20 protein-coding genes and 1 pseudogene are annotated in these 23329 nt (G+C 69.5%); 8 read left to right on the forward strand and 13 right to left on the reverse strand.

Translation table 11 applies throughout. The features are described 5' to 3' along the window. Positions 1-31: 31 nt before the first annotated feature. Positions 32-1111: a helix-turn-helix domain-containing protein gene (locus tag ACTWPT_RS35665; RefSeq protein WP_443181919.1), complete on the reverse strand. Its 1080-nt coding sequence runs from the start codon at positions 1109-1111 to the stop codon at positions 32-34. A 9-nt stretch (positions 1112-1120) separates the two neighbouring features. Continuing rightward, positions 1121-1978, reverse strand: coding sequence for a fumarylacetoacetate hydrolase family protein (locus ACTWPT_RS35670; RefSeq protein ID WP_443181920.1), 858 nt, complete (start codon positions 1976-1978; stop codon positions 1121-1123). 115 nt (positions 1979-2093) lie between these two features. Between ACTWPT_RS35670 and ACTWPT_RS35675 the strand changes: the two are divergent. Next, a pseudogene (locus tag ACTWPT_RS35675) lies at positions 2094-3323 on the forward strand (aspartate aminotransferase family protein); the annotation flags it as partial. Here the strand turns inward: ACTWPT_RS35675 and ACTWPT_RS35680 are convergent. Then, positions 3258-4277, reverse strand: a complete 1020-nt coding sequence (locus ACTWPT_RS35680; RefSeq protein ID WP_443181921.1) for an EamA family transporter — start codon at positions 4275-4277, stop codon at positions 3258-3260. The pseudogene ACTWPT_RS35675 and the gene ACTWPT_RS35680 overlap by 66 nt on opposite strands. Before the next feature lie 150 nt (positions 4278-4427). Here ACTWPT_RS35680 and ACTWPT_RS35685 point away from each other — a divergent pair, with 150 nt between their 5' ends. Further along, positions 4428-4853: a rhodanese-like domain-containing protein gene (locus tag ACTWPT_RS35685; RefSeq protein ID WP_443181922.1), complete on the forward strand. Its 426-nt coding sequence runs from the start codon at positions 4428-4430 to the stop codon at positions 4851-4853. A gap of 492 nt (positions 4854-5345) precedes the next feature. On the opposite strand, the gene ACTWPT_RS35690 is transcribed toward ACTWPT_RS35685, so the two are convergent. The 4 genes from ACTWPT_RS35690 to purD all read right to left on the reverse strand — a co-directional run bounded on the left by ACTWPT_RS35690 (position 5346) and on the right by purD (position 10227). After that, entirely contained in the window at positions 5346-6635 is a 1290-nt protein-coding gene (locus ACTWPT_RS35690) for a GTP cyclohydrolase IIa (protein WP_305914182.1), read from the reverse strand. Between the two features lie 201 nt (positions 6636-6836). Further along, entirely contained in the window at positions 6837-8102 is a 1266-nt protein-coding gene (gene murA, locus ACTWPT_RS35695; RefSeq protein WP_443181923.1) for a UDP-N-acetylglucosamine 1-carboxyvinyltransferase, read from the reverse strand. Positions 8103-8179: 77 nt separating this feature from the next. Beyond that, positions 8180-9016 carry a phosphoribosylaminoimidazolesuccinocarboxamide synthase gene (locus tag ACTWPT_RS35700; RefSeq protein WP_443181924.1) on the reverse strand — a complete coding sequence of 279 codons (837 nt, stop codon included), beginning with the start codon at positions 9014-9016 and terminating at the stop codon, positions 8180-8182. Then, entirely contained in the window at positions 9013-10227 is a 1215-nt protein-coding gene (gene purD, locus ACTWPT_RS35705) for a phosphoribosylamine--glycine ligase (RefSeq protein ID WP_443181925.1), read from the reverse strand. Before purD ends, ACTWPT_RS35700 begins: the two co-directional genes overlap by 4 nt. Before the next feature lie 358 nt (positions 10228-10585). On the opposite strand from purD, the gene corA reads away from it, so the two are divergent. Further along, the gene (gene corA, locus ACTWPT_RS35710; RefSeq protein ID WP_443181926.1) at positions 10586-11695 is read left to right on the forward strand and encodes a magnesium/cobalt transporter CorA; all 1110 of its coding nucleotides are present in this window, start codon (positions 10586-10588) and stop codon (positions 11693-11695) included. Positions 11696-11709: 14 nt separating this feature from the next. Here the strand turns inward: corA and ACTWPT_RS35715 are convergent, their stop codons facing one another. Beyond that, entirely contained in the window at positions 11710-12618 is a 909-nt protein-coding gene (locus ACTWPT_RS35715) for a glycerophosphodiester phosphodiesterase family protein (protein WP_443181927.1), read from the reverse strand. A 108-nt stretch (positions 12619-12726) separates the two neighbouring features. On the opposite strand from ACTWPT_RS35715, the gene ACTWPT_RS35720 reads away from it, so the two are divergent. Then, positions 12727-13374, forward strand: coding sequence for a GNAT family N-acetyltransferase (locus ACTWPT_RS35720; RefSeq protein ID WP_443181928.1), 648 nt, complete (start codon positions 12727-12729; stop codon positions 13372-13374). A 58-nt stretch (positions 13375-13432) separates the two neighbouring features. On the opposite strand, the gene ACTWPT_RS35725 is transcribed toward ACTWPT_RS35720, so the two are convergent. The 3 genes from ACTWPT_RS35725 to fbaA form a co-directional block, all read right to left on the reverse strand. Further along, positions 13433-14716, reverse strand: a complete 1284-nt coding sequence (locus ACTWPT_RS35725; protein ID WP_443181929.1) for an adenylosuccinate synthase — start codon at positions 14714-14716, stop codon at positions 13433-13435. A gap of 92 nt (positions 14717-14808) precedes the next feature. Continuing rightward, complete coding sequence (locus ACTWPT_RS35730; RefSeq protein ID WP_443181930.1) at positions 14809-15219, reverse strand: DUF3151 domain-containing protein; 411 nt, start codon at positions 15217-15219, stop codon at positions 14809-14811. Positions 15220-15253: 34 nt separating this feature from the next. Beyond that, entirely contained in the window at positions 15254-16276 is a 1023-nt protein-coding gene (gene fbaA, locus ACTWPT_RS35735) for a class II fructose-bisphosphate aldolase (protein WP_443181931.1), read from the reverse strand. A 142-nt stretch (positions 16277-16418) separates the two neighbouring features. On the opposite strand from fbaA, the gene ACTWPT_RS35740 reads away from it, so the two are divergent. After that, on the forward strand, positions 16419-17120 hold the full coding sequence (locus ACTWPT_RS35740; RefSeq protein WP_443181932.1) for a DedA family protein: 702 nt from the start codon (positions 16419-16421) through the stop codon (positions 17118-17120). Positions 17121-17173: 53 nt separating this feature from the next. Beyond that, positions 17174-17620: a hypothetical protein gene (locus ACTWPT_RS35745; protein ID WP_443181933.1), complete on the forward strand. Its 447-nt coding sequence runs from the start codon at positions 17174-17176 to the stop codon at positions 17618-17620. 13 nt (positions 17621-17633) lie between these two features. Here the strand turns inward: ACTWPT_RS35745 and pyrE are convergent, their stop codons facing one another. Further along, a complete protein-coding gene (gene pyrE / locus ACTWPT_RS35750; protein WP_443181934.1) occupies positions 17634-18167 on the reverse strand; it encodes an orotate phosphoribosyltransferase in 534 nt (177 codons plus the stop codon). A gap of 143 nt (positions 18168-18310) precedes the next feature. Here pyrE and ACTWPT_RS35755 point away from each other — a divergent pair, with 143 nt between their 5' ends. Both ACTWPT_RS35755 and ACTWPT_RS35760 read left to right on the forward strand, forming a co-directional pair. Further along, positions 18311-20641 (forward strand): sigma-70 family RNA polymerase sigma factor, encoded by a 2331-nt coding sequence (locus ACTWPT_RS35755; protein WP_443181935.1) that lies wholly within the window; start codon positions 18311-18313, stop codon positions 20639-20641. Between the two features lie 186 nt (positions 20642-20827). Next, entirely contained in the window at positions 20828-22072 is a 1245-nt protein-coding gene (locus ACTWPT_RS35760) for an NYN domain-containing protein (RefSeq protein WP_443182019.1), read from the forward strand. Between the two features lie 625 nt (positions 22073-22697). On the opposite strand, the gene ACTWPT_RS35765 is transcribed toward ACTWPT_RS35760, so the two are convergent. Then, positions 22698-23327, reverse strand: coding sequence for a response regulator (locus tag ACTWPT_RS35765; protein WP_443181936.1), 630 nt, complete (start codon positions 23325-23327; stop codon positions 22698-22700). Between the last annotated feature and the right edge of the window lie 2 nt (positions 23328-23329).

Here is a 23329-nt window from a genome sequence, read left to right on the forward strand (position 1 = left end):
GCGAGCCGTGCGTGCGGTTTCGGCGATGCGCTCAGCCAGGCCGGAGCCCGGCCCGGCGGTACTCCGTGGGAGAGCAGCCGACGTGCCGCCGGAATGCGCTACGCAGGGCCTTCGCGGTCGGGTAGCCGGTGTGCGCGGCGATCACGTCCACCGGCAGAGCGGAGGTGGACAGCAGCCGGCGCGCATGACGCAGGCGCAAGCCCGTCAGGTGGCGCAGGAACGTGGTGCGGCGCTTGTCCGCGAACAGATGCGAGATGTAGAACGGGCTCGCGCTCACCGCCTCCGCCACGGTCGCCAGGCGCAGCTCCGGGTCGGTGTAATGCTCGGCCACGTATGCCTCCACCAGCGCCAGCACGTCTCTTCGCGGCGGCTCGGGCATCAGCCGCCCGAGCGTGTCGCGCAGCCACATGTGCAGGTAGGAGCGCTCGTGGATGTCTCCGACCGTGATGATGTCCTCGATGGGCAGCCGGGCGCACGTCACGACCCAGTCGGTCGAGCCGTCGGCCAGCCTGGTGCGGTTGGCCACGTCCACGATGAACAGCAACTGCCCGATCAGCCAGTTGCGCAAGGTCTGGGGGTCGGCGTCGCCGGCGCACCTGTCGACCCAGCTCGCCAGCAACCCCGCCGCGCCGTTGCCGTCGCCCGCGCGCACGCGCCTGGTCAGCTCCCGCTCGATCCGTACGGGCGGTGTCGCGGCCGCCCTGCCGCCGGACGCCGGCTCACTCACCCGGTCGATCACGCGGTCGCCGCCGAGCACGAGCTTGTAGCCGTTGACCCGCCGGGCGTCCCGCTCTGCTGCGATCGGGCCCATGCTGGGAGAGCCCACGCTGACGGTGGCGGTCCAAGCCGTCTCGCGGACGATCCTGGCGCGTACGTCCTCCGCCAGCGCGGTCGCGTCCGATGTCAGCGCATCGGGATCGGCTCCCGTCAGCAGGACGAGCCACTCCTCGGGCGGCTGCGCGCGGCAGGTCGCCCCCGGGCGGCCGCTGGTGGCCGCGCGCACCGCCTGGTCGGCGTGCCGGAGCTGGCGCTGTGCCCATGACCGCCCGCGAGCCTGCTCGGAGACCATGAAGTCGTCGATGTCCACCAGGGCAGCCACAGCGTAGGTCATGTCCCTACTTTAGGCGGACCGAAATTTGACCGTATTCACCAGCGTTCCGATTCCCTCCACTGTCGCCCGCATGGTGTCGCCGTCTTCGAGCGGGGCGATCCCGGCGATGGTGCCGGTCGCGATGAGGTCGCCCGGCATCAGCGTCATCCCGTCGGACAGGTCGGCGATGAGCCGGGGGAGGCCGAAGACCATCTGCCTGGTGTTGGCACGCTGCCTGACCTCGCCGTCCACTTCCAAGGTCAGCTCCAGCGCCTGCGGATCGGGCACTTCGTCCACCGTCGCCAGGTACGGGCCCACTGGCGCGAAGGTGTCGAACCCCTTGGACTGGTCCCACGGCACGTTGCGGGCGATGTTGGCCAGTTGCAGGTCGCGCGCCGTCATGTCGTTGATCACGGTGTATCCGGCGACGGCCTCGCGCCACCGCTCGGCCGGCAGGTTCCTGGTGACCTTGCCGATGACCACGGCCAGCTCGACTTCGTGCTCCAGATGGCGGGTACGGGCAGGGGCGAGCACCGGGTGGTTGTGGCCCACGAGCGCGGACGGCGGCTTGAAGAACAACACCGGCTCCGGCGGAACCTCCAGGCCGCTCTCGTCCGCGTGCTCCTGGTAGTTCAGCGCCAGGCAGCAGATCTTCGTGCAGGTGGCTACGGGCGGCTCGAAGAGCACGGCGTCCTCGTCCAGCGTGGGGCCGTCGCGGTCGGCCACCAGGTCGTTCAGGCGGTCGAGCCCGTACGAGTCCAGGGCCGCGACCGGATCTGATCCGAGGCCTGGCCCGAGGTCGGCCAGGCTTACCAGCTCGCCGACCGCGCGCCGGGCCACCAGCTCGACAGGGCTGGAGGGAGTACGCCGAATACGTCCAAGAAACATGTCCGTAAGCCCATCAAGGCCCACCGACCTCCACAAGCACCGAAATTTGCGCTTACGACCTGCTTCTTGCTCTCTTTCTTGTCGCCAGGCGATGTGTCGCCGTTTTATGGTCGGCATGACCCGGACTCTGGACGTCAGCCGCGACCTCTATGCCACTGCCCAGCGTTACATCGCAGGCGGCGTCTCCAGCGACGCGCGCCGTACCGCGGGTGTGCCGCTCTACGTGGACAGGGCGTCAGGAGCCAGGCTCTGGGACGTCGACGGCAACGCCTACATCGACTACGTGCTCGGTCAGGGCCCCGCGCTGCTCGGCCACTGCCCGTCGGCCGTGGTGGAGGCCGTCACCGCGCAGGTGGCCCGCGGCATCGTCTACTCCGCCCAGCACGCGGCGGAGGCCCGCGTCGCCGAGCGGTTGTGCGCGATGGTGCCTTCGGCGGAGCGCGTCCGCTTCAACACCGTCGGCTCCGAGGCCGCCCACGCCGCGTGGCGCCTGGCGCGCGGCTTCACGGGACGCCCCAAGATCCTCAAGTTCGAGGGCCACTACCACGGCTGGCTCGACCCGGTCCTCTACAGCGTGCACCCGTCGCTGGACGACGCGGGACCGCAGGACCACCCCCGCGCCGTCCCCGGCACCGCAGGCCAGCCGCCCGCCGCCGACCTGGTGATCTGCCCCTGGAACGATCTGGACGCGCTCAGCCGTCTCATGGACGAGCACGCGGGGCAGATCGCCGCCGTCGTCGCCGAGCCGGTGCTCTGCAACACCGGCGCCATCGAGCCGGCTCCCGGCTACCTCCAGGGAGTGCGCGAGCTGTGCGACCGCCATGGCAGCCTGCTGATCTTCGACGAGATCATCACTGGTTTCCGGCTCGCCCCCGGTGGTGCCCAGGAGTACCTCGGCGTCAGTCCCGACCTGTCGGTGTTCGGCAAAGCGATGGCGGGCGGCATGCAGGTGTCCGCGCTGGCAGGGCGGGCGTTCGTGATGGACGCCATCTCCTCGGGCAAGGTCGCACATGCGGGGACGTTCAACTCTCAGCCCGTCGGCATCGCCGCCGCCGAGGCCACCCTGCGCATCCTCGACGAGCGGCGCGAGGAGGTCTACGGCACCCTCTACGCCCGAGGCCGGCAGCTCATGACCGGACTGCGCGAGGCCGCGGCCAAGGTGGGTGTCCCGATGCTGGTAGACGGGCCCGGGCCGGTCTTCCAGACGTACTTCACCGACGCGCCCGCAGTGCGGAACTACCGCGACTTCGCCAGGACCGACCGCGCAAGGATGGCCCGCCTACACGCCGCGCTGCTCGATCGCGGGGTTAACATGGTGCCGCGCGGGTTGTGGTTCCTGTCCACCGCGCACACCGAGGCGGACATCGCCGCCACCGTCGAAGTCTTCCAGGACGCGCTTCGGTCCCTTCCGCTCCGTTGAGATCACCAGTGCCACCCCCGCCAGGATGACCAGACCGCCGACGACCACCTGCACCGTGATCGGCTCGTGCAGCAGGAGCGCGCCGAGTGCGACGGCCACGGCCGGGTTGACGTAGGCGTAAGTGGACACCAGCGAGATGGGGGCGTTGCCGAGCAGCCACGAGAACGCGGTGAACCCGATCAGGGATCCCACCAGGATCAAGTAGGCCAGCGCCAGCCAGGATCGGGTGGTGACGGCCGACACGTCAAGCCGCTCGCCGAACGCGGTGCCGGCCACCAGCAGCCCGGCTCCGCCCACGATCATCTCGACGGCGCTGGTGGCGAGCGCGTTGGCGGGCATCTCGATCCTGCTCGACAGGAACGATCCCACGGCCCATGACACTGAGGCGAGCAGCACCACCACGATCCCGACGCCACTGCCGCCGTCGGCGCCGGTAAGCGACAGTGCCGCGACCCCGCCGAGCCCGACCAGCACGCCCCCGAGGGTGAGCACCTTGGGACGGTCACGCACCGCCAACCTGAACACGACCAGCCACAGCGGCACCGAGGCCACCAGGAGCGCGGCCAGGCCGGTGGAGATGTATTGCTCAGCCACCGCCAGCATCCCGTTACCCGTGGTCAGCAGCAGCACGCCTACGAGGGCGGCGCTGAGGAGTTGCCTGCGCGACATCCTGAAGACCGCAGGCCCTGACCGCACCAGGAGGAAACCTGCCAGCAGGGCGGCAGCGATGATGAACCGCAGCGCCGCGCTGAGCATGGGCGGTATCGACTCGATCGCGATGCCGATCCCGAGATACGTCGAGCCCCACACCACATAGACGATCGCCAGGGCGCCCCAGACCAGGAGAGGAGCTCGGCTGTCAGGGGTGTTTGCAGTCATGGCTCATGACCTTACCGGGGGGCGCCGACAAAATGCCCGCGAGTATCGGACTCTGGACTGTGGCGCGATATTAACGACAGGCGGCATTCGCGCCACTGTCGGTGCGCTCACCCACCTGGCAGGCTCCCTTCAGACCCGGAAAGGAGCCCCATGTCCGCCGCCGTAGCCCACTTCACCGCCCGCCTGACCTTCGAAACCGACGTCGCCGACGTGGCCGCCGACCTGGCGGCCGCTGTCCCCGACTTCGTGGTCGTCGACTCCCGCAGCCGGGAAAGCTGGGACCAGGGCCACATCGAAGGTGCCACCCACCTCCCCACCGCCGAGATCGCCGCCCGAGCTCCCGCGCTGATCCCGAAGAGCAGCCTGGTGGTGACGTATTGCTGGGGCCCCGGCTGCAACGGCGCCACCCGCGCGGCCCTGGAATTCGCCAAGCTCGGCTACGAGGTCAAGGAGATGATCGGGGGCTTCGAGTATTGGGCCAGAGAGGGCTTCCCGGTGGAGACCGCCTCCGGAAGCACCCGTCGCGAGGTGGACGCGCTTACAGCCCCTGTACAGGGAATCACGTGCGGCTGCTAATCACGGGTATTAAACCGCGCCCGTCGGCCCGCTCAGCACCACCACAGCCCCGCGCAGCGCCCACTCTGGCGCGCAAGGACATGCCGGAAAAGATTGGTGCCCCCGTCCGAATCCTGTCGATCGGGGGCGTCCGTGAACATACCCCCATCGACGCGGGTCAACCAACAAGTTCACAAGAGTCAATGACCAAGTTCCCAGACTGACAGCGCCCGTCAATTTCACCCCGTAATCGGCCCACGAGCCGCCGTAGCGGCTGCCCGCCGGTGAACGAGTCAGCGGCGTCTCCCTGGACAGAGCCCAGCCCCGTATGGCGGTTGGCGCCACGTTGGCTTGCCGTAACGAATGGTGTTGATGCGGGCCAAAGGTCCGCGAGTGGGTCGGCATAGGTGCTAATGGCGGCCAAAGGCCCGCGAATGGGGGGCATGGATCACGAGGCCCGCCGCCCCGGGCGGGACGGCGGGCCAGTGAGAATCACGACAGATCACCCAAACATCATCGCGGACCAAGCTTCTCCACAATGAGCCGGTACAACTGCCTCGGCCGACCGGGCTGCGGCGTGCGGTTCGGCGGTAGCGGCCACGCGAGTCCCTCGTCAACCAACGTGCGCAGCAACCGCCGAGCCGTGCGAGGTGTGACCCCCAGCATCTTCCCCGCGCCTTCCGCGTCCACTACCGTGTCGCCGCCCTCCAGCTTGGCCGCCAGCCGGGCCAGCACCTCCACTCCCTTCGGCTTGAGTGCGGTGGAGCCCGTCGGCGGCATCCGCGGGGCCGGGATGAGCGCCCGTCCCTCGCGGTCCACCGCGAACCCCTGTGCTTGCTTGCCGGCCTGCGTACGTGCCAGTGCGGCCCGCGCGTGCGACTCCGCGTCGTGCGTCGTGCGCCCCATGCCCACGCCGACCTCGACCGCCAGCCCCAGCTCGTCCCTGATCCTGGCCGCGAACGGCAACACCCTGAACCCGTCTGTGGCCGCCGCGATCGACCCCCTGGTCGCGGTGACCAGGTAGCTGTGATCGTCGATCGGCCACACGGTGGCGTTGATCCGGTTCGCCTCCTGGACCAGGAGCCGGTGCAGGGACAGCCGCAGCTCGTCGCGCCAGTAGCGGGGGGCCGCGCGCCGCACGGGCTCGCGCAGCGTCGGCACCTCCACCAGCACCACGGTCAGCTGCGACTCCTCCAGCCGGTGGTGCGCGCCGAGCAGCGCCGCCGTGTGCAGCGCCGTGCGCACCGCGGCCGAGGTGGGCCTGATCCTGATGACCGGCACGCCGGCCGCCTGCAGGCGCTCGGCCACCGCGGGCAGGCACGTCAGTGCTCCCGTGGTGGCGCCCTGTCGGGCCAGGCGTTCGTGGTAGGCCGCGATCGTGCCGGTGGCGCCCGGCTCGTCGCGGCTGTGCACATCCGTGGCGGGGATGCCGAGGTCGGTGTACGCCTCCTCGACATCGGCCCGGCTGACCACGTCGATACTGACCCTCTGGGGGTCCATCCGGGTGTCGAGCGCGGCCTTGGCCAGCGCTGCCACCAGTGCTGCTCCACCGAGTTGGACGTACGTCGCGGGCATCGTCAACACACCGGAACGCCTGGCCAGGTCATAAGGGACCGGGCTGGCGAACAGGCATGCGTCGACGCCGGGACCGAGCCGCGTCACCTTGTCCGGCGCCTCCTGCTCGTCGCGGTAGGCGGCCGCCACTAGGCGACACGGCAACGGCGCGGCGGCGTGACCCATCAACATGACCCGTTCCACCAAGTCGTGGGGTCCGACCACGCCGATGGTGAGGTCCGGTGTCATTGCGCCTGGGCGTGACACTCGGGGAGTTTCTTCGGCCCTCTCGACCAATGTTCGTCCCATCCTGCCATCCGTTGCAGTGCTCTCTTTTGGAACGATCGCTCGCGGGGGCCGAAATGTCACGCCCGACTTTTCCGGAAAGCGGTTCAACTTGACCGCCCGACAAGAGGTCTTAGCAGCTCAACGAGGTTTTACGCGCGTATTTTAGCGTTCGGAAATCTCTTGTGTAATGTCCGCGCCGAGCGCACGCATTCGCGCGGCGAGATGTGCGTGACCGCGGTCGATGAGGTATCCGGAGTCGATCACCGTCTCGCCCTCGGCGGCGAGCCCGGCGAGCACCAGCGCGATGCCCGAGCGGAGGTCGTGCGCCGTCACCTGGGTGCCGGTCAGCGGCGTGCGGCCGCGTACGACGGCCCGGCTGCCGTCGACCTCGACGTTCGCCCCCATTTTGTTGAGCTCCCCGGCCAGCGCGAACCTGCCGTCGAAGATGCGCTCGTGGATGTAGCTGGTGCCGTCGGCCAGCGCCGCGACCGTCATCATCGGCGACTGCAGGTCGGTGGCGAAGCCCGGGTAGGTGTCGGTGATGATGTTGATCGGCCGCAGCTGGCCCTCGGACCGCACGTGCAGCACCGCGCCCTGCCGGGCGAACTCGACGCCCATCTGCTCCAGCTTGTAACGCACCACACCCAGGTCGAGACCGGTGCCCACCAGGCTCAGCTCGCCCCCGGTGATCGCCGCCGCCATCGCGAACACACCCGCGTCCAGCCGGTCGGGCATCACCGTGTGCTCGACGGCGTGCAGCTCGTCCACGCCCTCCACGGTGATGAACCCGGTGCCGCCGCCGCTGATGCGCGCGCCCATTTTGGTGAGCATGTCGATGACGTCGAGCACCTCGGGCTCCAGCGCCGCGTTCTCGATCACGGTCGTGCCCTTGGCCAGGGCGGCGGCCATGATGAGGTTTTCAGTGCCGGTGTGGGACGGGGTGTCGAGGTAGAGGGTGGCGCCGGTCATCCCGGACGCCTTGACGTGGATGACGGTCTCGTCCTCGTCCACGACCGCGCCCAGCCGCTTGTAGCCGAGGTAGTGGAAGTCGAGGTTGCGGCTGCCGAGATTGCAGCCGCCGACCCCCTCGATGATGGCCTCGCCCAGCCGGTGCAGCAGCGCGGGCGTGAACAGGACCGAGCCGCGGAAGCGCCTGGCGATCTCGGCGGGGAGCACCGGGCTGTCCACCCTGGAGGCGTCGATGACCAGCGTGCGCTCCGACTCGTGCAGCTCGACGTACGCGCCGACGGTCTCGGCCAGCTCGACGGCGCGGCGTACGTCCTCGATGATCGGCACGTTGCGCAGGACGGTGCGGCCCTTCGCGGCGAGCAGAGCCGCACCGATCATGGGCAGCACGGCGTTCTTCGCGCCCTGGATGAACGCGGTTCCACGCAGTGCGTTGCCACCGCGCACGCGGTAACGGACCATTCGTGCGGCTCCTTGAAATCAATGGTGAGGCTTGATCGGGCCAACAGTAGTCGCTAACACCACATGACCCAGCCGAATCATCCGCTAAAGGGAGCCCCTGTGAGCCGCTCATATGCTTCTAGGTATCGCTGCCTGGTCTGCTCGATCACGTGGTCGGGTAGCAGAGGTGGGGGGCTTCCGGAGTCTTTGTCCCATCCGGATTCGGGCGACAGTAGCCAATCTCGCACAAATTGCTTGTCAAAGGATGGTTGCGCCCGGCCCGGCCGCCACTCGTCGGCCGGCCAGAATCGCGAGGAGTCCGGCGTCAGGACCTCGTCGCCCAGGGTCAGTACGCCGTCGGCGTCCCAGCCCAGCTCGATCTTGGTGTCGGCCACGATGATGCCGCGCTCGCGGGCGATCTCCGCGCCACGCGTGTAGACGGCCAGAGTGATCCGCCGCAACTCCGCGGCGGTCTCCGCGCCGACCTCGGCCACGACCTGCTCGTACGAGATCGGCTCGTCGTGCTGACCCACCGGCGCCTTGGTGGACGGCGTGAAGATCGGATCCGGCAGCCTGGACCCGTCCTCCAGCCCGTCCGGCAGGGGCACGCCGGACACCGTGCCGTCGGCGCGATATTCGTTCAGCCCGCCGCCCGTCAGGTAGCCCCGCGCCACGCATTCCACCGGCACCATCCGCAGCGGCCGGCACAAGACGCTGTGCGGGTCGTCGCCCGGGGCCACGATGTGGTTGGGCACGACGTCCTTGAGCTGGTCGAACCACCACAACGACATCTGCGTGAGAATGGCGCCCTTGTCCGGGATATCAGGCTGCAACACGTAGTCGAAGGCGGAGATCCGATCGGAGGCGACCATCAGCAGCAGGCCGTCCTCGGTCTCGTAGAGATCGCGGACCTTGCCGGAGTGCACGAGCTTCATCGGGCGATGTCCGTCCTGTAGTGCGAGCCGCGCAGCGTGATCCGCCTGACGAGGTCGTAGGCGTTTCTACGCGCGCTCTCCTGGTCAGGCCCGCTCCCGACCACGCTCAGCACCCGGCCGCCGTCGGAGACGACGTCGTCGCCGGCCCACTTGGTCCCGGCGTGCAGGACGTACGCGTGCTCGGTCTCCTGCAGCCCCGTGATCACGTCGCCCTTGACCGGCGCCTCCGGGTAGTTCTCCGACGCGATCACCACGATCACCGCGGAGCCCTTCTTGAACACCGGGTCCGGTCCGAGCTCGCCGGTCGCGCATGCCATCAGCAGCCCGCCCAGCGGCGTCTCCAGCCGGTCGAGCAGCACCTGCGTCTCCGGGTCCCCGAAGCGGGCGTTGAACTCGACCACCTTCGGCCCCTTCGCGGTCAGGGCGAGACCCACGTAGAGCACCCCCTGGTACGGCAGCCCGCGACGCGACAGCTCGGCGATCGTCGGATGCACGACCTCCCGCATGACCTGGTCGGTGAGCCCTTCCCGTACCCAGGGGAGCGGCGTGTAGGCCCCCATGCCGCCCGTATTGGGCCCCGCGTCGCCGTCGTAGGCCCTCTTGAAGTCCTGCGCGAGCTGCAGCGGCACGGCCGTGCTCCCGTCGCACAGCGCGAACAGCGACACCTCGGGACCGTCGAGGAACTCCTCGATCACCACTCGCTCGCAGGCCCGCGCGTGCGCCAGCGCCTGCTCGCGGTCCTCGGTGACCACCACGCCCTTGCCGGCGGCCAGGCCGTCGTCCTTGACCACGTAGGGGGCCCCGAACTCGTCGAGCGCCGCCGTGGCCTCGGCCTCGGTGGTGCACGTCCTGGCCCGCGCGGTCGGCACGTCGGCCGCGCTCATGATCTCCTTGGCGAACGTCTTGGATCCCTCGATCATGGCTGCCTCACCGGAGGGCCCGAAGCAGGCGATGCCCGCCTCGCGCACGGCGTCGGACGCCCCGGCCACGAGCGGCGCCTCGGGACCGACCACCACGAGATCGACCTGGAGCCGCGTGGCCAACTCGGCCACCTGCCCGGGGTCGAGGGGATCAACGGGATGGACGGTGGCGACCTCCTCGATGCCCGGGTTACCCGGGGCACAATGGACCTCGCTGACCTCGGGATCGAGCTTGAGTGAACGACACAGGGCGTGCTCACGCCCTCCGGAACCAATGACTAGAACGCGCACACGCTCTATTGTCGCAGGCCCGCGGCCAGGCGCAGGCTCTGGCCTCCAGGACACCACATGCCGGAATACTCGACAATCTTTGTCGAGTTCTACCTGAGCGGCGAGCCCTCGGCCCAGTATCGTCAGTTAGGTTGACCCGCCTGTGGTAAGTTGAGGCGGCTTTGCGGCGTCTCTTGTGATTGGAGGTGGTCCGGGATGAATCCTGGTGATCCCAGCAGTACGTGCTTCGCCACGTACTCCCCGCATACCCCCGACCACTCCAATCCGGCAGCCTGATCGTGCCTCCACGCATGTGTGTTGATTGAGGTGACTTTTCATCGCGCGTGGAGCGTGCCATGTCGGGCGGAAAGGGACTGCCATGCGCTCGTCCACGCTTTTCCGTCGCATCAACCGTCACCCCGTGCCGTCGCGCGCCGTGCACCAGCTCGCCAAGCCGGCGCGTGAGATCTGCGTGCCCCCCGTCGACTCCATCGTCGAATTCGGCGCCTACCTCCAGGGCAAGAAGGTCTCGGTAACCGGCATCGCCGAAGCGCTGGAGCACGTACGCGAGCACAACAACACGACAGAGAGCGCCAAGGCGTTCGTCTGGGTGGGGTTGCACGAGCCGGAAGCCCCCGAGGTGGAGTGGCTGTCGGAGGTGTTCGGACTGCACCCGCTGGCCGTCGAGGACGCCGTCAAGGCGCACCAGCGCCCCAAGGTTGAGCGGTATGGCGATTCGCTGTTCATGGTGCTGAAGACGGTCGCCTACATCGACCACGACGAGCTGACCGCCAACAGCGAGATCATCGCCACCGGCGAGATCATGGTGTTCCTGGGCGTGGACTTCGTGGTGACGGTGCGGCACGGCGAGCACTGCCCGCTGACCGTGGTACGCGAGCGCCTCGAGGACAAGCCCAAGCTGATGAACCGGGGCCCGGCCGGCGTGCTGCACGCGATCTCCGACCACGTCGTCGACCAGTACCTCCAGGTCGCCGACCTCATGCAGCTGGAGCTCGAAGAGGTCGAGGCCACCGTGTTCGCCGACGTCAGCTCCCGTGACATCAACCGGATCTACCAGCTCAAGCGGGAGATGCTGGAGATGAAGCGGGCCGTCACCCCGCTGCAGGCCCCGCTGTCCGCCCTGCCCCAGCGCCGGGTGATCCCGTCGGAGATGCGCGAGTACTTCCGCGACGTCGGCGACCACCTGTCCAGGGTGTGCGAGCAGGTGGAGTCCTCGAACGAGCTGTGCAGCTCCATCCTGCAGGCCGCGCTGGCCCGCTCGAACGCGCTGGCCAACGAGGACATGCGCAAGATCTCATCATGGGTGGCCATCCTGGCCGTGCCCACGATGATCGCCGGCATCTACGGCATGAACTTCGACTTCATGCCGGAGACCAAACAGGTCTGGGGTTACCCGGCGGTGCTGGCCCTCATGGTCACCGCCTGCGTGCTGCTGCACCGCGGCTTCCGCAGGAACGGCTGGCTCTAGCCGAAAGCCGGGGGTCAGACGCCTACGGGCCTGAGCGGACCGACCGGCGCGGGCAGCTCAAGCCCCCGCTCCCGCCAGACCTCCCGCATCCGATCGGGATAGTCGGTCACGATCCCCGCCACCCCCAGATCCAGCATCCGCCCGGCCAATCCCGGCTCGTTGACCGTCCATACCGCGACGTCGAGTCCCGCCGCGGCCGCCTGCGCCATCAGTGCCTCGTCCACCATGACGTGCTCGGGCGAGAGCGTGGTGGCCCCCGCCGCGCGCGCCGCGGCGGGAATGTCGTCTCCCAGGCCGCCCTCGTGCCAGTGCAGGGTGTCCAGCTCGATGAGCGCGAACCGGCGCGTGCCCGGCGCGATTCCGGCGGCGTGCCGCAGGATCCGCCAGTCGAAGCTCAGGATGGCCACGTTGCCCAGCCGGCCGTGCCGGTCGAGCTCGTCGACGACGAGCTCGGTGAACATCTCGGGATCCGGTGTCAGCTCCGGCCTGGTGGGATCGGACTTGAGCTCGACGTGCAGCCGCACGTCCTCCGCCTCGTAGGCGTTCACCAGCCCCAGCACCGCGCCCAGCGTCGGCATCCTGGTCTCCGGCATGGCGGCCTGCGTCAGCGCGAAGGGGTCGTCGAGATGCCGCGGCAGCCGCACGCCCACGTCCAGCATGCGCAGCTGCGCCAGCGTGAGGCCGTTGATCGGCTTGCCGACGTACGGGAAGAGCGGGTCGCCGGCGTGCAGCGGCCGCCTGTCGGCGCTGGTCACCGCGGAGACCGTGAGATCGTGCGTGAGCACGAGGCGCCGGTCGGCGGTGAGCGCCACGTCGAACTCGAGCGCGTGAACGCCGAGCTCCATCGTGCGGCTCATACCCTGCAAGGTGTTCTCCGGCCACAGGCCCCGCGCACCTCGGTGACCATGAATCTCAACACGCACACCCGGACCCTACCTGCCATCGGGCAGGTCTAGGCAGTGCCACGCCGTGTCCTTTTTATCCTGCTACGCCCCGTCGTGTGGTGACCGGCGGACAATAGGCTGTTCTGTATGACGGAGGTTCTCAAACCCGCCCATTCGGCAACAGTCCGGGCTTGGGTCGATGGCTGGGTCATCTCCCGCAACGCGCCCCGTCCCGTACGCGAACCGTGGGGTCTGCGCGTGGACGTCGGCCTGCCCGGCCACGTGGCCCGCCACATCATCCCCGCCCCGAGCCCGGAGATCCTCCACCACCTGACCACGACACTGACGACGCCTGGCACCTGGCTCAAGCTCTGCGCCCCCGCCGAGGCCGTCGCTTCCTTCCTGCCTCCGGCATGGACGGTCAAGGACCGGGAATTCATGATGACCGCCCCCTTGGCCCGCACCGGAAACCCACAGGCCCCGCCCGGCTATACCCTGGCCGTCACCACCAGGGCCGGCGTCACGGCGGCCCGGCTTCTCACGGCGGCAGGCGAGGTCGCGGCCCGCGGCCAGGTCGCCGTGGCGGGCTCCGCCGCCGTGGTGGACCAGGTGGAAACCGCCGCCGACCACCGCCGCCGCGGCCTAGGCACGATCATCATGCGCGCGCTGTCGTCGACGGCCGCCGTGCGGGGGGCGCGGACGGGCATCCTGGTGGCGACCGCGGACGGCCAAGCCCTGTACGAAACAGTGGGCTGGACCCTCCACACCCCGATGACAGCCGTGGTGTTGACCTGAAGCGACTCGAGCCTGAGGCCTGGCGTGGCCGGTGAGTCGCCGGCCACGCCAGAGCCGATCAGACCAGCGAACGCACCACCACGGTCTGGTCGCGGCCGGGGCCGACGCCGATGGCGGAGACCTGGGCGCCGCTCATCTCCTCCAGCGCCCGCACATAAGCCTGCGCGTTCGGCGGCAGATCGTCGAAGGACTTCGCGCTGGTGATGTCCTCCTGCCACCCCGGGAACTCCTCGTAGATCGGCGTCGCGTGGTGGAACTCGGTCTGCGTCATCGGGATCTCGTCGTGCCGCACCCCGTCCACGTCGTACGCCACGCACACCGGGATCCGCTCCAGCCCCGACAGCACGTCCAGCTTGGTGAGGAAGTAGTCGGTGATCCCGTTGATGCGGGTCGCGTAGCGCGCGATCACCGCGTCGAACCAGCCGCAGCGGCGGTTGCGGCCGGTGGTGACGCCGTACTCGCCGCCGGTCTGGCGCAGCCACTCGCCCATCTCGTCCGTCAGCTCGGTCGGGAAGGGCCCGGAGCCGACCCGGGTCGTGTACGCCTTCAGGATGCCGATGATCTTGGTGAGCCGGTTCGGCGGGATCCCGGCGCCCGCGCAGGCGCCGCCCGCCGTGGGCGACGACGACGTGACGAACGGGTACGTGCCGTGGTCGATGTCGAGCAGCGTCCCCTGCCCGCCCTCCAGCAGCACGAACTTGCCCTCGTCCAGTGCCTTCGACAGCACCAGCGAGGTGTCGGCGATGTGTGGCTTGAGCCGCTCGGCGTAGGCGAGGTATTCCTCGAGCACCGCCTCGTGGTCGATGCCGCGCCGGTTGTAGACCTTGGTCAGCACCTGGTTCTTCTCGGTCAGTGCGACCTCGATCTTCTTCGCCAGGATGCCCGGGTCGAGCAGGTCCTGGACGCGGACGCCCATGCGGGCGATCTTGTCACCGTACGCGGGCCCGATCCCGCGCCCGGTGGTGCCGATCCTGGCCTTGCCCAGGTAGCGCTCGGTGACCTTGTCGAGTGCCTTGTGGTGGGGCATGATCAGGTGCGCGTTCGACGAGATCAGCAGCCGCTCGGCGGAGATGCCCCGCGCGGCCAGGCCGTCGATCTCGCTTAGCAGGACGCCTGGGTCGATCACCACACCGTTGCCGATCACCGGCACTACTTCGGGTGAGAGGATTCCGGTGGGAAGCAGGTGGAGGGCGTATTTCTGGTCGCCGATGACGACCGTGTGCCCCGCGTTGTTGCCACCCTGATAGCGGACGACGTAGTCGACGTCGCCACCGAGCAGGTCGGTGGCCTTGCCCTTGCCCTCATCGCCCCACTGGGCACCAACGAGAACGGCAGCCGGCATGGTTCAGTCTCCTGAGCACAAAACGAAAACCCCTGGCGCAAGCGCGACAGGGGCTCTTGCGTAGTGAGACTACCCGAACGTGCCCAAACAGGCTAACCCTTGGTCAGCGCGTCGTAACCCGCCTCCGTGCTGTCCTTGAGGAACTGAAGGCACCGCTCGGCCTCGTCCTTCTCGCCGATCGCCTGGGCGGCTCGCGACAGCGAGTACAGGCAGCGCAGGAAGCCGCGGTTGGGCTCGTGCTCCCAAGGAATGGGCCCGTGCCCCTTCCAGCCGCTGCGGCGCAGGTGGTCGAGTCCGCGATGGTAGCCCGTGCGCGCGAAGGCGTAGGAGGTGACGGCGTGCCCCTGGGCGAAGTACTCCTCCGCGAGCGCGGCCCACGCCGCCGGGTAGGCGGGGAAGCGGGCGGCCACGTCGGCGGCCTTGGCACCGGACTCCAGCGCCTCTCTGGCCTCGGGCTGGTCCGGCAGGTGAGTCGGGGGAGGCCCGGCGAGAAGGTTATCCATAGGACAAGTCATACCCGCCGGGCCGCCCAAGTGGCTAGGAGATCTTCGTCCCAGCGCTCTTCAGGCTCTCGCACGCCTCCACGACGCGCGCGGCCATCCCCGCCTCCGCTGCCTTGCCGTACGCCCGCGGGTCGTACATCTTCTTGTTGCCCACGTCACCGTCCACCTTGAGCACCCCGTCGTAGTTGCGGAACATGTGGTCCGCGATCGGCCTGGTGAAGGCGTACTGGGTGTCGGTGTCGACGTTCATCTTGACGACGCCGTACGAGATCGCCTCGTGGATCTCCTCGAGCAGCGAGCCGGAGCCGCCGTGGAAGACCAGGTCGAACGGCTTCTCCTTGCCGTACTTGGCGCCGACCGCGTCCTGGATCTCCTTCAGCACGCTCGGCCGCAGCTTGACGTGGCCCGGCTTGTAGACGCCGTGCACGTTGCCGAACGTGGCGGCCAGCATGTAGCGGCCCAGGTCCCCGACGCCCACGACCTCGGCCGTGGCCAGCGCGTCCTCGGCGGTCGTGTAGAGCTTCTCGTTGATCTCGCCGACGACGCCGTCCTCCTCGCCGCCGACGACGCCGATCTCCATCTCCATGATGATCCGGGCCCGCGCGCACTTGTCCAGGAGCTCCTTGGCGATCTCCAGGTTCTCCTCCAGCGGTACGGCCGAGCCGTCCCACATGTGCGACTGGAAGAGCGGGTCAAGGCCCTTGGAGACCCGCTCAAGCGAGATGTCGATCAGCGGCCGCATGTAGCCGTCGAGCTTGTCCTTGGGGCAGTGGTCGGTGTGCAGCGCCACCGTGACCGGATATTTCGCGGCCACGATCCGGGCGTACTCGGCCAGGGCCGTCGCCCCCGTGACCATGTCCTTGACGGTCGCGCCTGAGAGGAACTCTGCGCCGCCGGTGGAGACCTGAACGATGCCGTCGCTCTCGGCCTCGGCGAAGCCGCGCAGAGCGGCGTTCAACGTCTGAGACGAGGTCACATTGATCGCCGGGTAGGCGAATCCGCCGGCCTTGGCCCGGTCGAGCATCTCAGCGTAGACCTCTGGAGTCGCAATAGGCATGATTCATCTCCCTGAGAAGTTACGGCTTCGCGCCAGGGCCCAGTATCCCGGCTCGCTACCCCATGTGGTAGATACAACGCGTTGTTGAAGGCGCGCGCTCGATGGTCACGCCGGACATGCCCGGTCCGGGTAGGCTCTCGGCGTGGACTGGCTTTTGAATCTCCTCGACCCGCAGTGGTGGCTCACGATTCTCGGCGCTTTCGCCACGATCGGCGTCCTGGCCATCATCTTCGCGGAAACGGGTCTGCTGCTCGGGTTCTTCTTGCCCGGCGACTCGCTGCTGGTGGCCGCGGGGATTTTCAGCTCGGCGTCGGCGGCCGCGGGACTGGGCATCGAGCCGCTGTCGCTGCCTGTCCTCTTGATCGGCACTCCGCTGTGCGCGATCGCGGGAGCCCAGCTCGGGCATTTCCTGGGCGCCCGATTCGGTCGCAAACTCTTTGACAAGCCGGATTCGCGGTTGTTCAAGAGGGAGCACGTGCTCAGGGCCGAGGAGTTCTTCGAGAAGTTCGGCCCGGCCAAGGCGGTGATTCTGGCCAGGTTCGTGCCGATCGTCCGCACGTTCATGAATCCCGTCGCCGGCGTGCTGGAGATGCCGCCCAAACGTTTCTTCGTATGGAACGTCGTCGGCGGCGTCTTCTGGGTCGAGAGCCTGCTCCTGGTGGGCCGCTTCCTCGGCGGGCTGGTCGATCCCAAGCAGATCGACAAGTACATCCTGCCGGGCGTCTTCCTCATCGTGCTCATCTCGCTGATCCCGATCATCGTCGAGGTCGTCAAGAAGCGCCGCGAGGCCAAGCGGCTCCCCGCGCCCAACGGCAAGCACCACCGGGTGGGCGACCCGTACTGACGGCGTAGGCGACTACCGGGAAGAGTGGCACACGTCACGGTACGCTGCCCCCTGTGGGACGCCACAGGTCAGATCCGATGGGCCTCGCCCGCCTGGCGCTCGCCGTCCTGGCGGTCGTGGCCGTGGTGACACTCCTGGTCATAGGCGGTCGCGCGCTGCTCGCCTCGTTCGACGCGCCGACCCAGGCCGAGCGCGAGCGCGCTACTGCCACCGCCCTCCCCACCACCGGCACCGTCACCGAGGAGGACACCGCCCAGGTGCCGACGGTGCACATCGAGTGCCTGGCCCAAACCTGCCCCACCGTCACGGTACGGGTGCCGGGCGGCGACGTGCTCCAGCACCGCGAGATGAGCAAGGGCGAGGAGGTCAGCTACTTCGAGTCCGAGCTGGACGTGGTGCTCAGCGACGCGGGCACGGTCCGCGTCACCGAGAACGGCAAGCAGCGCGACCAGGGGGAGCAGGGCGACAGGCAGGCGTTCACCGCCCGCGCTCCCGGCTAGCGCGGCGCGCCGCCTAGAGCCCCAACTCCTCCGGGGTAAAAGCGGTGCGGTAGTCGAGTCCCTCGCCGACGATCCGCTCGTGCGCCCCACGGTCCACGATCGTGGCCACGGCCACCACCTCGGCCCCGGCCTCCCGCAACGCGTCCACGGCGGTCAGCACCGACGCGCCGGTCGTGGAGGTGTCCTCGAGCGCGAGCACCCGCCGCCCCTTCACCTCCGGGCCCTCGATCCTGCGCTGCATGCCGTGCTCCTTCAGCGCTTTGCGCACGACGAACGCGTCCAGCACGCGTCCCCGTGCCGCCGCCGCGTGCAGCATCGCGGCCGCCACGGGATCGGCCCCCAGCGTGAGCCCGCCCACCGCGTCGTAGTCGAGGTCCTCGGTCAGGTCGAGCAGCACCTTGCCGACGAGGGGCGCGGCCACGCCGTCGAGCGTGATCCGCCGCAGGTCGAGATAGTAGTCGGCCTCCATGCCGGAGGAGAGCGTGACCTTGCCGTGGACGACGGCCTTCTTCTTGATCTCGGCCAGCAGGTTGTCGCGATCTGTCATGCGTCCAAGCTTAGGGTCCTGACCAGTGTGCGGCCTTGCCGCGGGGAGCGCTCGCCGGGTGGCAAAGGCGGCGTCGCGGTTTAGTCACGACGGATTATGCGGAATGATTGCGCGGGGCAACCCCGTGTAATCGTGAGGTCACTATGGGTGTCGAATCACCGCAAAGCGACGCAGAGCTCCTGCAGGCCGTCAGGGAGGGCAAAGCCTCCGCTTACGGACAGCTCTACGAGCGCCACGTCGCCGCGGCACGTGCGCTGGCCCGGCAGCTCGTCAAGAGCACTGAGGTCGAGGACGTGGTCGCCGAGGCGTTCACCAAGATCCTCGACCTGGTCGGCAGGGGCGGGGGTCCGGAGTCCGGCTTCCGTACCTACCTGCTGACCGTGGTGCGGCGCACGGTCCGTGACCGCTCCAGAATCGAAGGGCGCGAACTGAGCACGGAGGAGATCGAGGAGTACGACCCCCGGATGCCGTTCGTCGATCCCGCGCTCGTCGGGCTGGAGAAGTCGCTGATCGCCAGGGCGTACCTGTCGTTGCCCGAGCGGTGGCGGGCGGTGCTCTGGCACACCGAGGTGGAGCGGAACAAGCAGACCGAGGTGGCGCCGCTGCTGGGGCTGTCGGCCAACGGCGTGGCCGCGCTGGCGTACCGGGCCAGGGAGGCGCTTCGGCAGGCGTACCTGCAGCTGCATCTGGGCACGCAGCCGGAGCCTGAGTGCCGTCCCGTTCTCGGCAAGATGGGCTCCTACGTCAGGGGCGGGTTGACCAGGCGCGACGTCAAGGCGGTCGACGAGCACGTGAGCGGCTGCGAGGAGTGCCACGGGGTCGTGCTGGAGCTGGCCGACGTCAACCGCGGGCTACGGGTCATCGTCGGGCCGCTGATCGCCGGGCCGCTCTTCGGCGGCTACGCGAGCGCCCTCGTCAAGCCGGTGGTCGCCGGCGGCATGGACGGGTTGCTGCGGGCGTTGGTGTGGCTGTGGCCGGCGCCCAAGCACCAGCAGGCCGCGCTGGCCGGCGGCATGGCCGTCGCGCTCGCCGCGGCCATCGCGCTTCTGCTGATATCGGAGGCACGGCCGATCGACAAGCCCACGCCCACGCCGATCGCCCAGCCGCCGCCATCGGCGCTGCCGGCGCGGCCCGAGCCCAGAGAGGAGCCCGCGCGGGTCCCGCCGCCGGGCAAGGCCGAGCGGCCGCCGGGCAAGGCGAGGCTGCGGGCCACGATCGACCCGCTCGGCGCACTCGTACGCGCTCAGCCCGGCATCATCGGCATCCGCCTGCGCAACTACGGCGACGCGCCCAGTGAGGCATTGGCGGCGCTCGTGGACCTGCCACGGGGCGTGACGCTCATCCCGGCGGCACGGCGTCACCAGGCCGCCTCCCTCGTCGGGCCGGCGGGCACGGTGGACGGCTGGGCCTGCCGCCCGGCCGGCGGCGGCGCGCGGTGCGCGAGGGAGCCGCTCGCGGCGGGCCAGGGCACGGTGGTGTTCCTGCGGGTCCTTGTCGCCGACGAAGCGCCGGAGGGCGCGGGGCCCGCTGTGCGTGTCGAGGCCGGCTCGCTGCGGGTCACGGCGCGGGCCGAGGAAGGCGTACTCGCGTCCGGGGCGCCGGCCAGGTTCGCCACCGACGGCAAGGTGACCGTCAGGGCGATCGGCAACTCGCTGCTGAGTTGTCCCGAGGAGCAGGCCGGCTGCGTGCCCGCCCGGCGGCGTGAGGGCGACCAGCGCGACAACGACCTGTGGCCGATGACCGCGCTCGACCGGGACGACACGGCGGACACCACCGCTTCCAGCGCGGCCGAGCTGTCTCTGCCGAAGGGCAGCCGGGTCGTGTGGGCCGGTCTCTACTGGTCGGCGAGCGGCGAGCGCGCCGGGCCCATCAAGTTCCGCCCGCCAGGGCGGCCGGATTACGTGCCGGTCCGGCCTTCTCACGTGGCCGTCCGCGAGCTCCCCGCCGGCCCCGTCTACCAGGCGTTCGCCGACGTGAGCCGGCTGGCCGCCGGAGCCCGCAGGAACGGCACGTGGTGGGCGGCCGACGCGCCGCTTGAGGAGGGGGTGGCGCGGCATGCCGGTTGGAGCCTGGTGCTGATCGTCACCGACCCGGCGGCGCCGTACAGCCAGGCCGTGGTGCTCGACACGGCCACCGTGATCGGCGGCCAGGCCCGGCGCGTACGCGTCCCGCTCGGCGGCCTGACCCCCGCGGCCGCGCCTGCCAGGCTCGAACTGGTGACGTGGGAGGGCGACGCCGACCTCGCGGGCGACAAGGTCTCGCTCGGCTCCGGCGCCCTCACCCCCGCGGGCGGCGACCGAGATCTCGCGAACGTCTTCGACGGCTCGTCCAGTGGTGCGGCGGAGATGACGTTCGGCGCCGACGTCGATACGGTCGGCGCTGAGCTCGGAGTGGATCCGGGCCTGACGATCGCGACGGACAAGGACGTCGTCCTGTTGGGGGTCGCCGCGTTGAGCGTGCGTGCACGCACGTGACCGCGAACGGGACAAACTGGTACGGTCTGCCTGATTGGTCTGGTGCATCAGCGGGTGGGCGTCGAATCGTCGGGATTAACCCTCGCACGATCACCTGCTTTCATTACCCTGAGAGAGGGCCGCCGAGTCCGGTCTCTGACGGTGCAGAGCCAACTAGGTCGGACCACCAGGAAAGGGGCGGTGTCAGTGGATCGCTGTGCGCTGTTCGTAGACGCTGGCTATCTGCTGGCCGACGGAGCGATGGCCGTGCACGGCACGCGTCATCGCGAAGCGGTCGCCTGGGACTTCCCCGGGCTGCTCCAGCTGATGACCAGCCTGTCGCGCGAGCGCACCGGCCTGCCGCTGCTTCGATGCTACTGGTACGAGGCGACGGTCGAAGGCCGCCGGACGCCGGAGCACGACGTGTTGGCCGACATACCGGGCCTCAAGCTCAGGCTGTCACGGATCAGGCCGGGCCGGCGCGAGGGCGTCGACGCCCAGGTCCACCGCGACCTCATGACGCTCGCCCGCAACAACGCCATTTGCGACGCGGTGGTCGTGAGCGGGGACGAGGATCTGGCGCAGGTCGTGTGCGACGCGCAGGACCTCGGCATCAGGGTGAGCGTCATCCACATCGCGGCCGACGGCGGCTGGGCCGTCTCCCGCTCGCTCCGGCAAGAATGCGACGACCTGGTCGAGCTGGGCTCCGCCCACCTGCGACCTTACGTCTCCCTGGTGACCGGCGTCACCGAAGCGACCTCCAACGGGCACCACCAGCCGCTCAGCAACGGGCAGGCCCAACACTCGCTGCCACCCTCGCCGCCCTCGTCGTCCCTGCCCTCGTCCTCGTTGCCGTCGTCGCTGCCCCCGGCGACGCCGTCCACCGGCAGCCATGCCGCCGGGTCGTCGTCCTCTTCCACGTCGAGCAGTCAGCCGTCTTCCAACGGGCCGGCGTCGTCGGGGCGCGGGCATTCATCGTCCACGCCGCCCGCGCTGCCCACCTATGCCAGCTACGAGCAGCCGTCGTCTCCGGCCCCCGTGACCGGGCCCATGCAGGCTCAGCCGCCGGCCCAGTCGCAGTCGCCCAGCACTGGGCAGTTCGCCTCGCCGTCGAGCGGGGGCACGTACCAGCCGTCGCAGCTCGGACCGTACACCGGACCGCAGGCCGCGCCCGTCACACCGCCACCCGCCGCGACCGCGGGCGCCACCACGCTCTCCGACGCCGTCAAGGCCGCCCACCGGGAAGGGCACGACTTCGGCGAGTCCGTGGCCAGGGACGCGCCGGCGCTGTGGCTGGAGGCGGTGCTGGCCCGCAAGCCACGCATGCCGTCCGACCTGGAGGCGCGGCTGCTCCAGGGGTCGTCGTTGCCGATCGATTTCCTGCTGCATGACGAGGTACGGCACGCGTTGCGGCGCGGCTTCTGGGACGCACTCGAACGCGCCCGCCACTGACCCACCCTCCCCCGCCACCTGCGCCTTCTACCCCGCTCGCACCGCTTCCTCCGGCCCGCTTCCCCCCGGCCGTGACTCCTCCGCCGCTCTCCGGCCACCCCCTTACCTTCGCCGCATCCCAGACGTGTGCCCTCGGACCCTCCCGCGCCGCTCGGTGGCCGCGCCGCTCGGTGGCCGCGCCGCTCGGTGGCCGCGCCGCTCGCATGCTGCGCCGCTCGCATGCTGCGCCGCTCGCATGCTGCGCCGCTCGCATGCTGCGCCGCTCGCATGCTGCGCCGCTCGCATGCTGCGCCGCTCGCATGCCGTGCCGCTCGCACGGTTGCGTTCGCGCTCCCGAAACGCGCCGTGCCAGTGCCGCAGGCGGATGTTGCGCTGGCCGCCGCACTCCTTGCGCCGAGCGCCGCCACACCCCATCCCGCCGACCCGGCGCCATAAGAGCGCGTGCCCGTGTCCCATACGCGCCGCACTGCGCCGTCGGTCCGGGCTGCGCCGTTGGTCCGTGCTGCGCTGGTGGGTCGTGTTGCGCTGTGTTGTGGGGGGTCGGTGGGCCGATGCCGTGAGGGCGTGGTGCCGCGGGCGGCGGAAGGCGTTCGGTGGCGTGGGTAGCACCCGGATGGGTGCCGGGTCAGGACAGGGCGTCGAAGCCGGCGCGCAAATGCGTCACGCGGTCCGTGAGGTCCGAGAGCGGCGCGGCCAGCGCCGGGTCCTGGGACTTGCGGGCCAGCTCCCGGATCCGGGCCAGCTCGTCCTCCACGGCCGTCAGCCGCCGAGACAGCTCCGGCAGCACCGACGCGTGATCACCGGCACCGGGCGGCAGCTCGCCGCTGAGCCGCTCGCGGAGCAGGGACGCCTGCTCGGCGAGCCGCTTGTTCATGTTGTACAGCTCGCTGAACACCGACACCTTGGCCCGCAACACCCACGGGTCGAACGGCTTGGTCAGATAGTCCACCGCACCTGCCGCGTACCCGCGGAAGGCGTAGTCGGGCGCGCTGTCCACCACGGTCAGGAAGATGATCGGAATGTTCCTGGTCCGCTCGCGCCGCTTGATATGCGCAGCCGTCTCGAACCCGTCCATGCCCGGCATCCGCACGTCGAGCAGGATGAGCGCGAACTCGGTGTTGAGCAACGCCTTGAGGGCCTCCTCACCCGACCGGGCACGCACCGGCACCAGGTCGAGCGAGCTGAGGATGGCTTCCAGCGCGATGAGGTTTTCCTCGCGGTCATCGACCAGGAGGATCTTCGCTCGCTCCGGCATCG

It is taken from the genome of Nonomuraea sp. 3N208 (assembly GCF_052245935.1).
Classification (GTDB): domain Bacteria; phylum Actinomycetota; class Actinomycetes; order Streptosporangiales; family Streptosporangiaceae; genus Nonomuraea.

Bases quoted from the DNA above. Each gene is read 5' to 3' on its own strand.
- ACTWPT_RS35665 (WP_443181919.1), bottom strand. From the start codon at position 1,111: ATGACCTACGCTGTGGCTGCCCTGGTGGACATCGACGACTTCATGGTC.
- ACTWPT_RS35670 (WP_443181920.1), bottom strand. From the start codon at position 1,978: ATGTTTCTTGGACGTATTCGGCGTACTCCCTCCAGCCCTGTCGAGCTG.
- ACTWPT_RS35680 (WP_443181921.1), bottom strand. From the start codon at position 4,277: ATGACTGCAAACACCCCTGACAGCCGAGCTCCTCTCCTGGTCTGGGGC.
- ACTWPT_RS35685 (WP_443181922.1), top strand. From the start codon at position 4,428: ATGTCCGCCGCCGTAGCCCACTTCACCGCCCGCCTGACCTTCGAAACC.
- ACTWPT_RS35690 (WP_305914182.1), bottom strand. From the start codon at position 6,635: ATGACACCGGACCTCACCATCGGCGTGGTCGGACCCCACGACTTGGTG.
- murA (WP_443181923.1), bottom strand. From the start codon at position 8,102: ATGGTCCGTTACCGCGTGCGCGGTGGCAACGCACTGCGTGGAACCGCG.
- ACTWPT_RS35700 (WP_443181924.1), bottom strand. From the start codon at position 9,016: ATGAAGCTCGTGCACTCCGGCAAGGTCCGCGATCTCTACGAGACCGAG.
- corA (WP_443181926.1), top strand. From the start codon at position 10,586: ATGCGCTCGTCCACGCTTTTCCGTCGCATCAACCGTCACCCCGTGCCG.
- ACTWPT_RS35720 (WP_443181928.1), top strand. From the start codon at position 12,727: ATGACGGAGGTTCTCAAACCCGCCCATTCGGCAACAGTCCGGGCTTGG.
- ACTWPT_RS35725 (WP_443181929.1), bottom strand. From the start codon at position 14,716: ATGCCGGCTGCCGTTCTCGTTGGTGCCCAGTGGGGCGATGAGGGCAAG.
- ACTWPT_RS35730 (WP_443181930.1), bottom strand. From the start codon at position 15,219: ATGGATAACCTTCTCGCCGGGCCTCCCCCGACTCACCTGCCGGACCAG.
- fbaA (WP_443181931.1), bottom strand. From the start codon at position 16,276: ATGCCTATTGCGACTCCAGAGGTCTACGCTGAGATGCTCGACCGGGCC.
- pyrE (WP_443181934.1), bottom strand. From the start codon at position 18,167: ATGACAGATCGCGACAACCTGCTGGCCGAGATCAAGAAGAAGGCCGTC.
- ACTWPT_RS35755 (WP_443181935.1), top strand. From the start codon at position 18,311: ATGGGTGTCGAATCACCGCAAAGCGACGCAGAGCTCCTGCAGGCCGTC.
- ACTWPT_RS35765 (WP_443181936.1), bottom strand. From the start codon at position 23,327: ATGCCGGAGCGAGCGAAGATCCTCCTGGTCGATGACCGCGAGGAAAAC.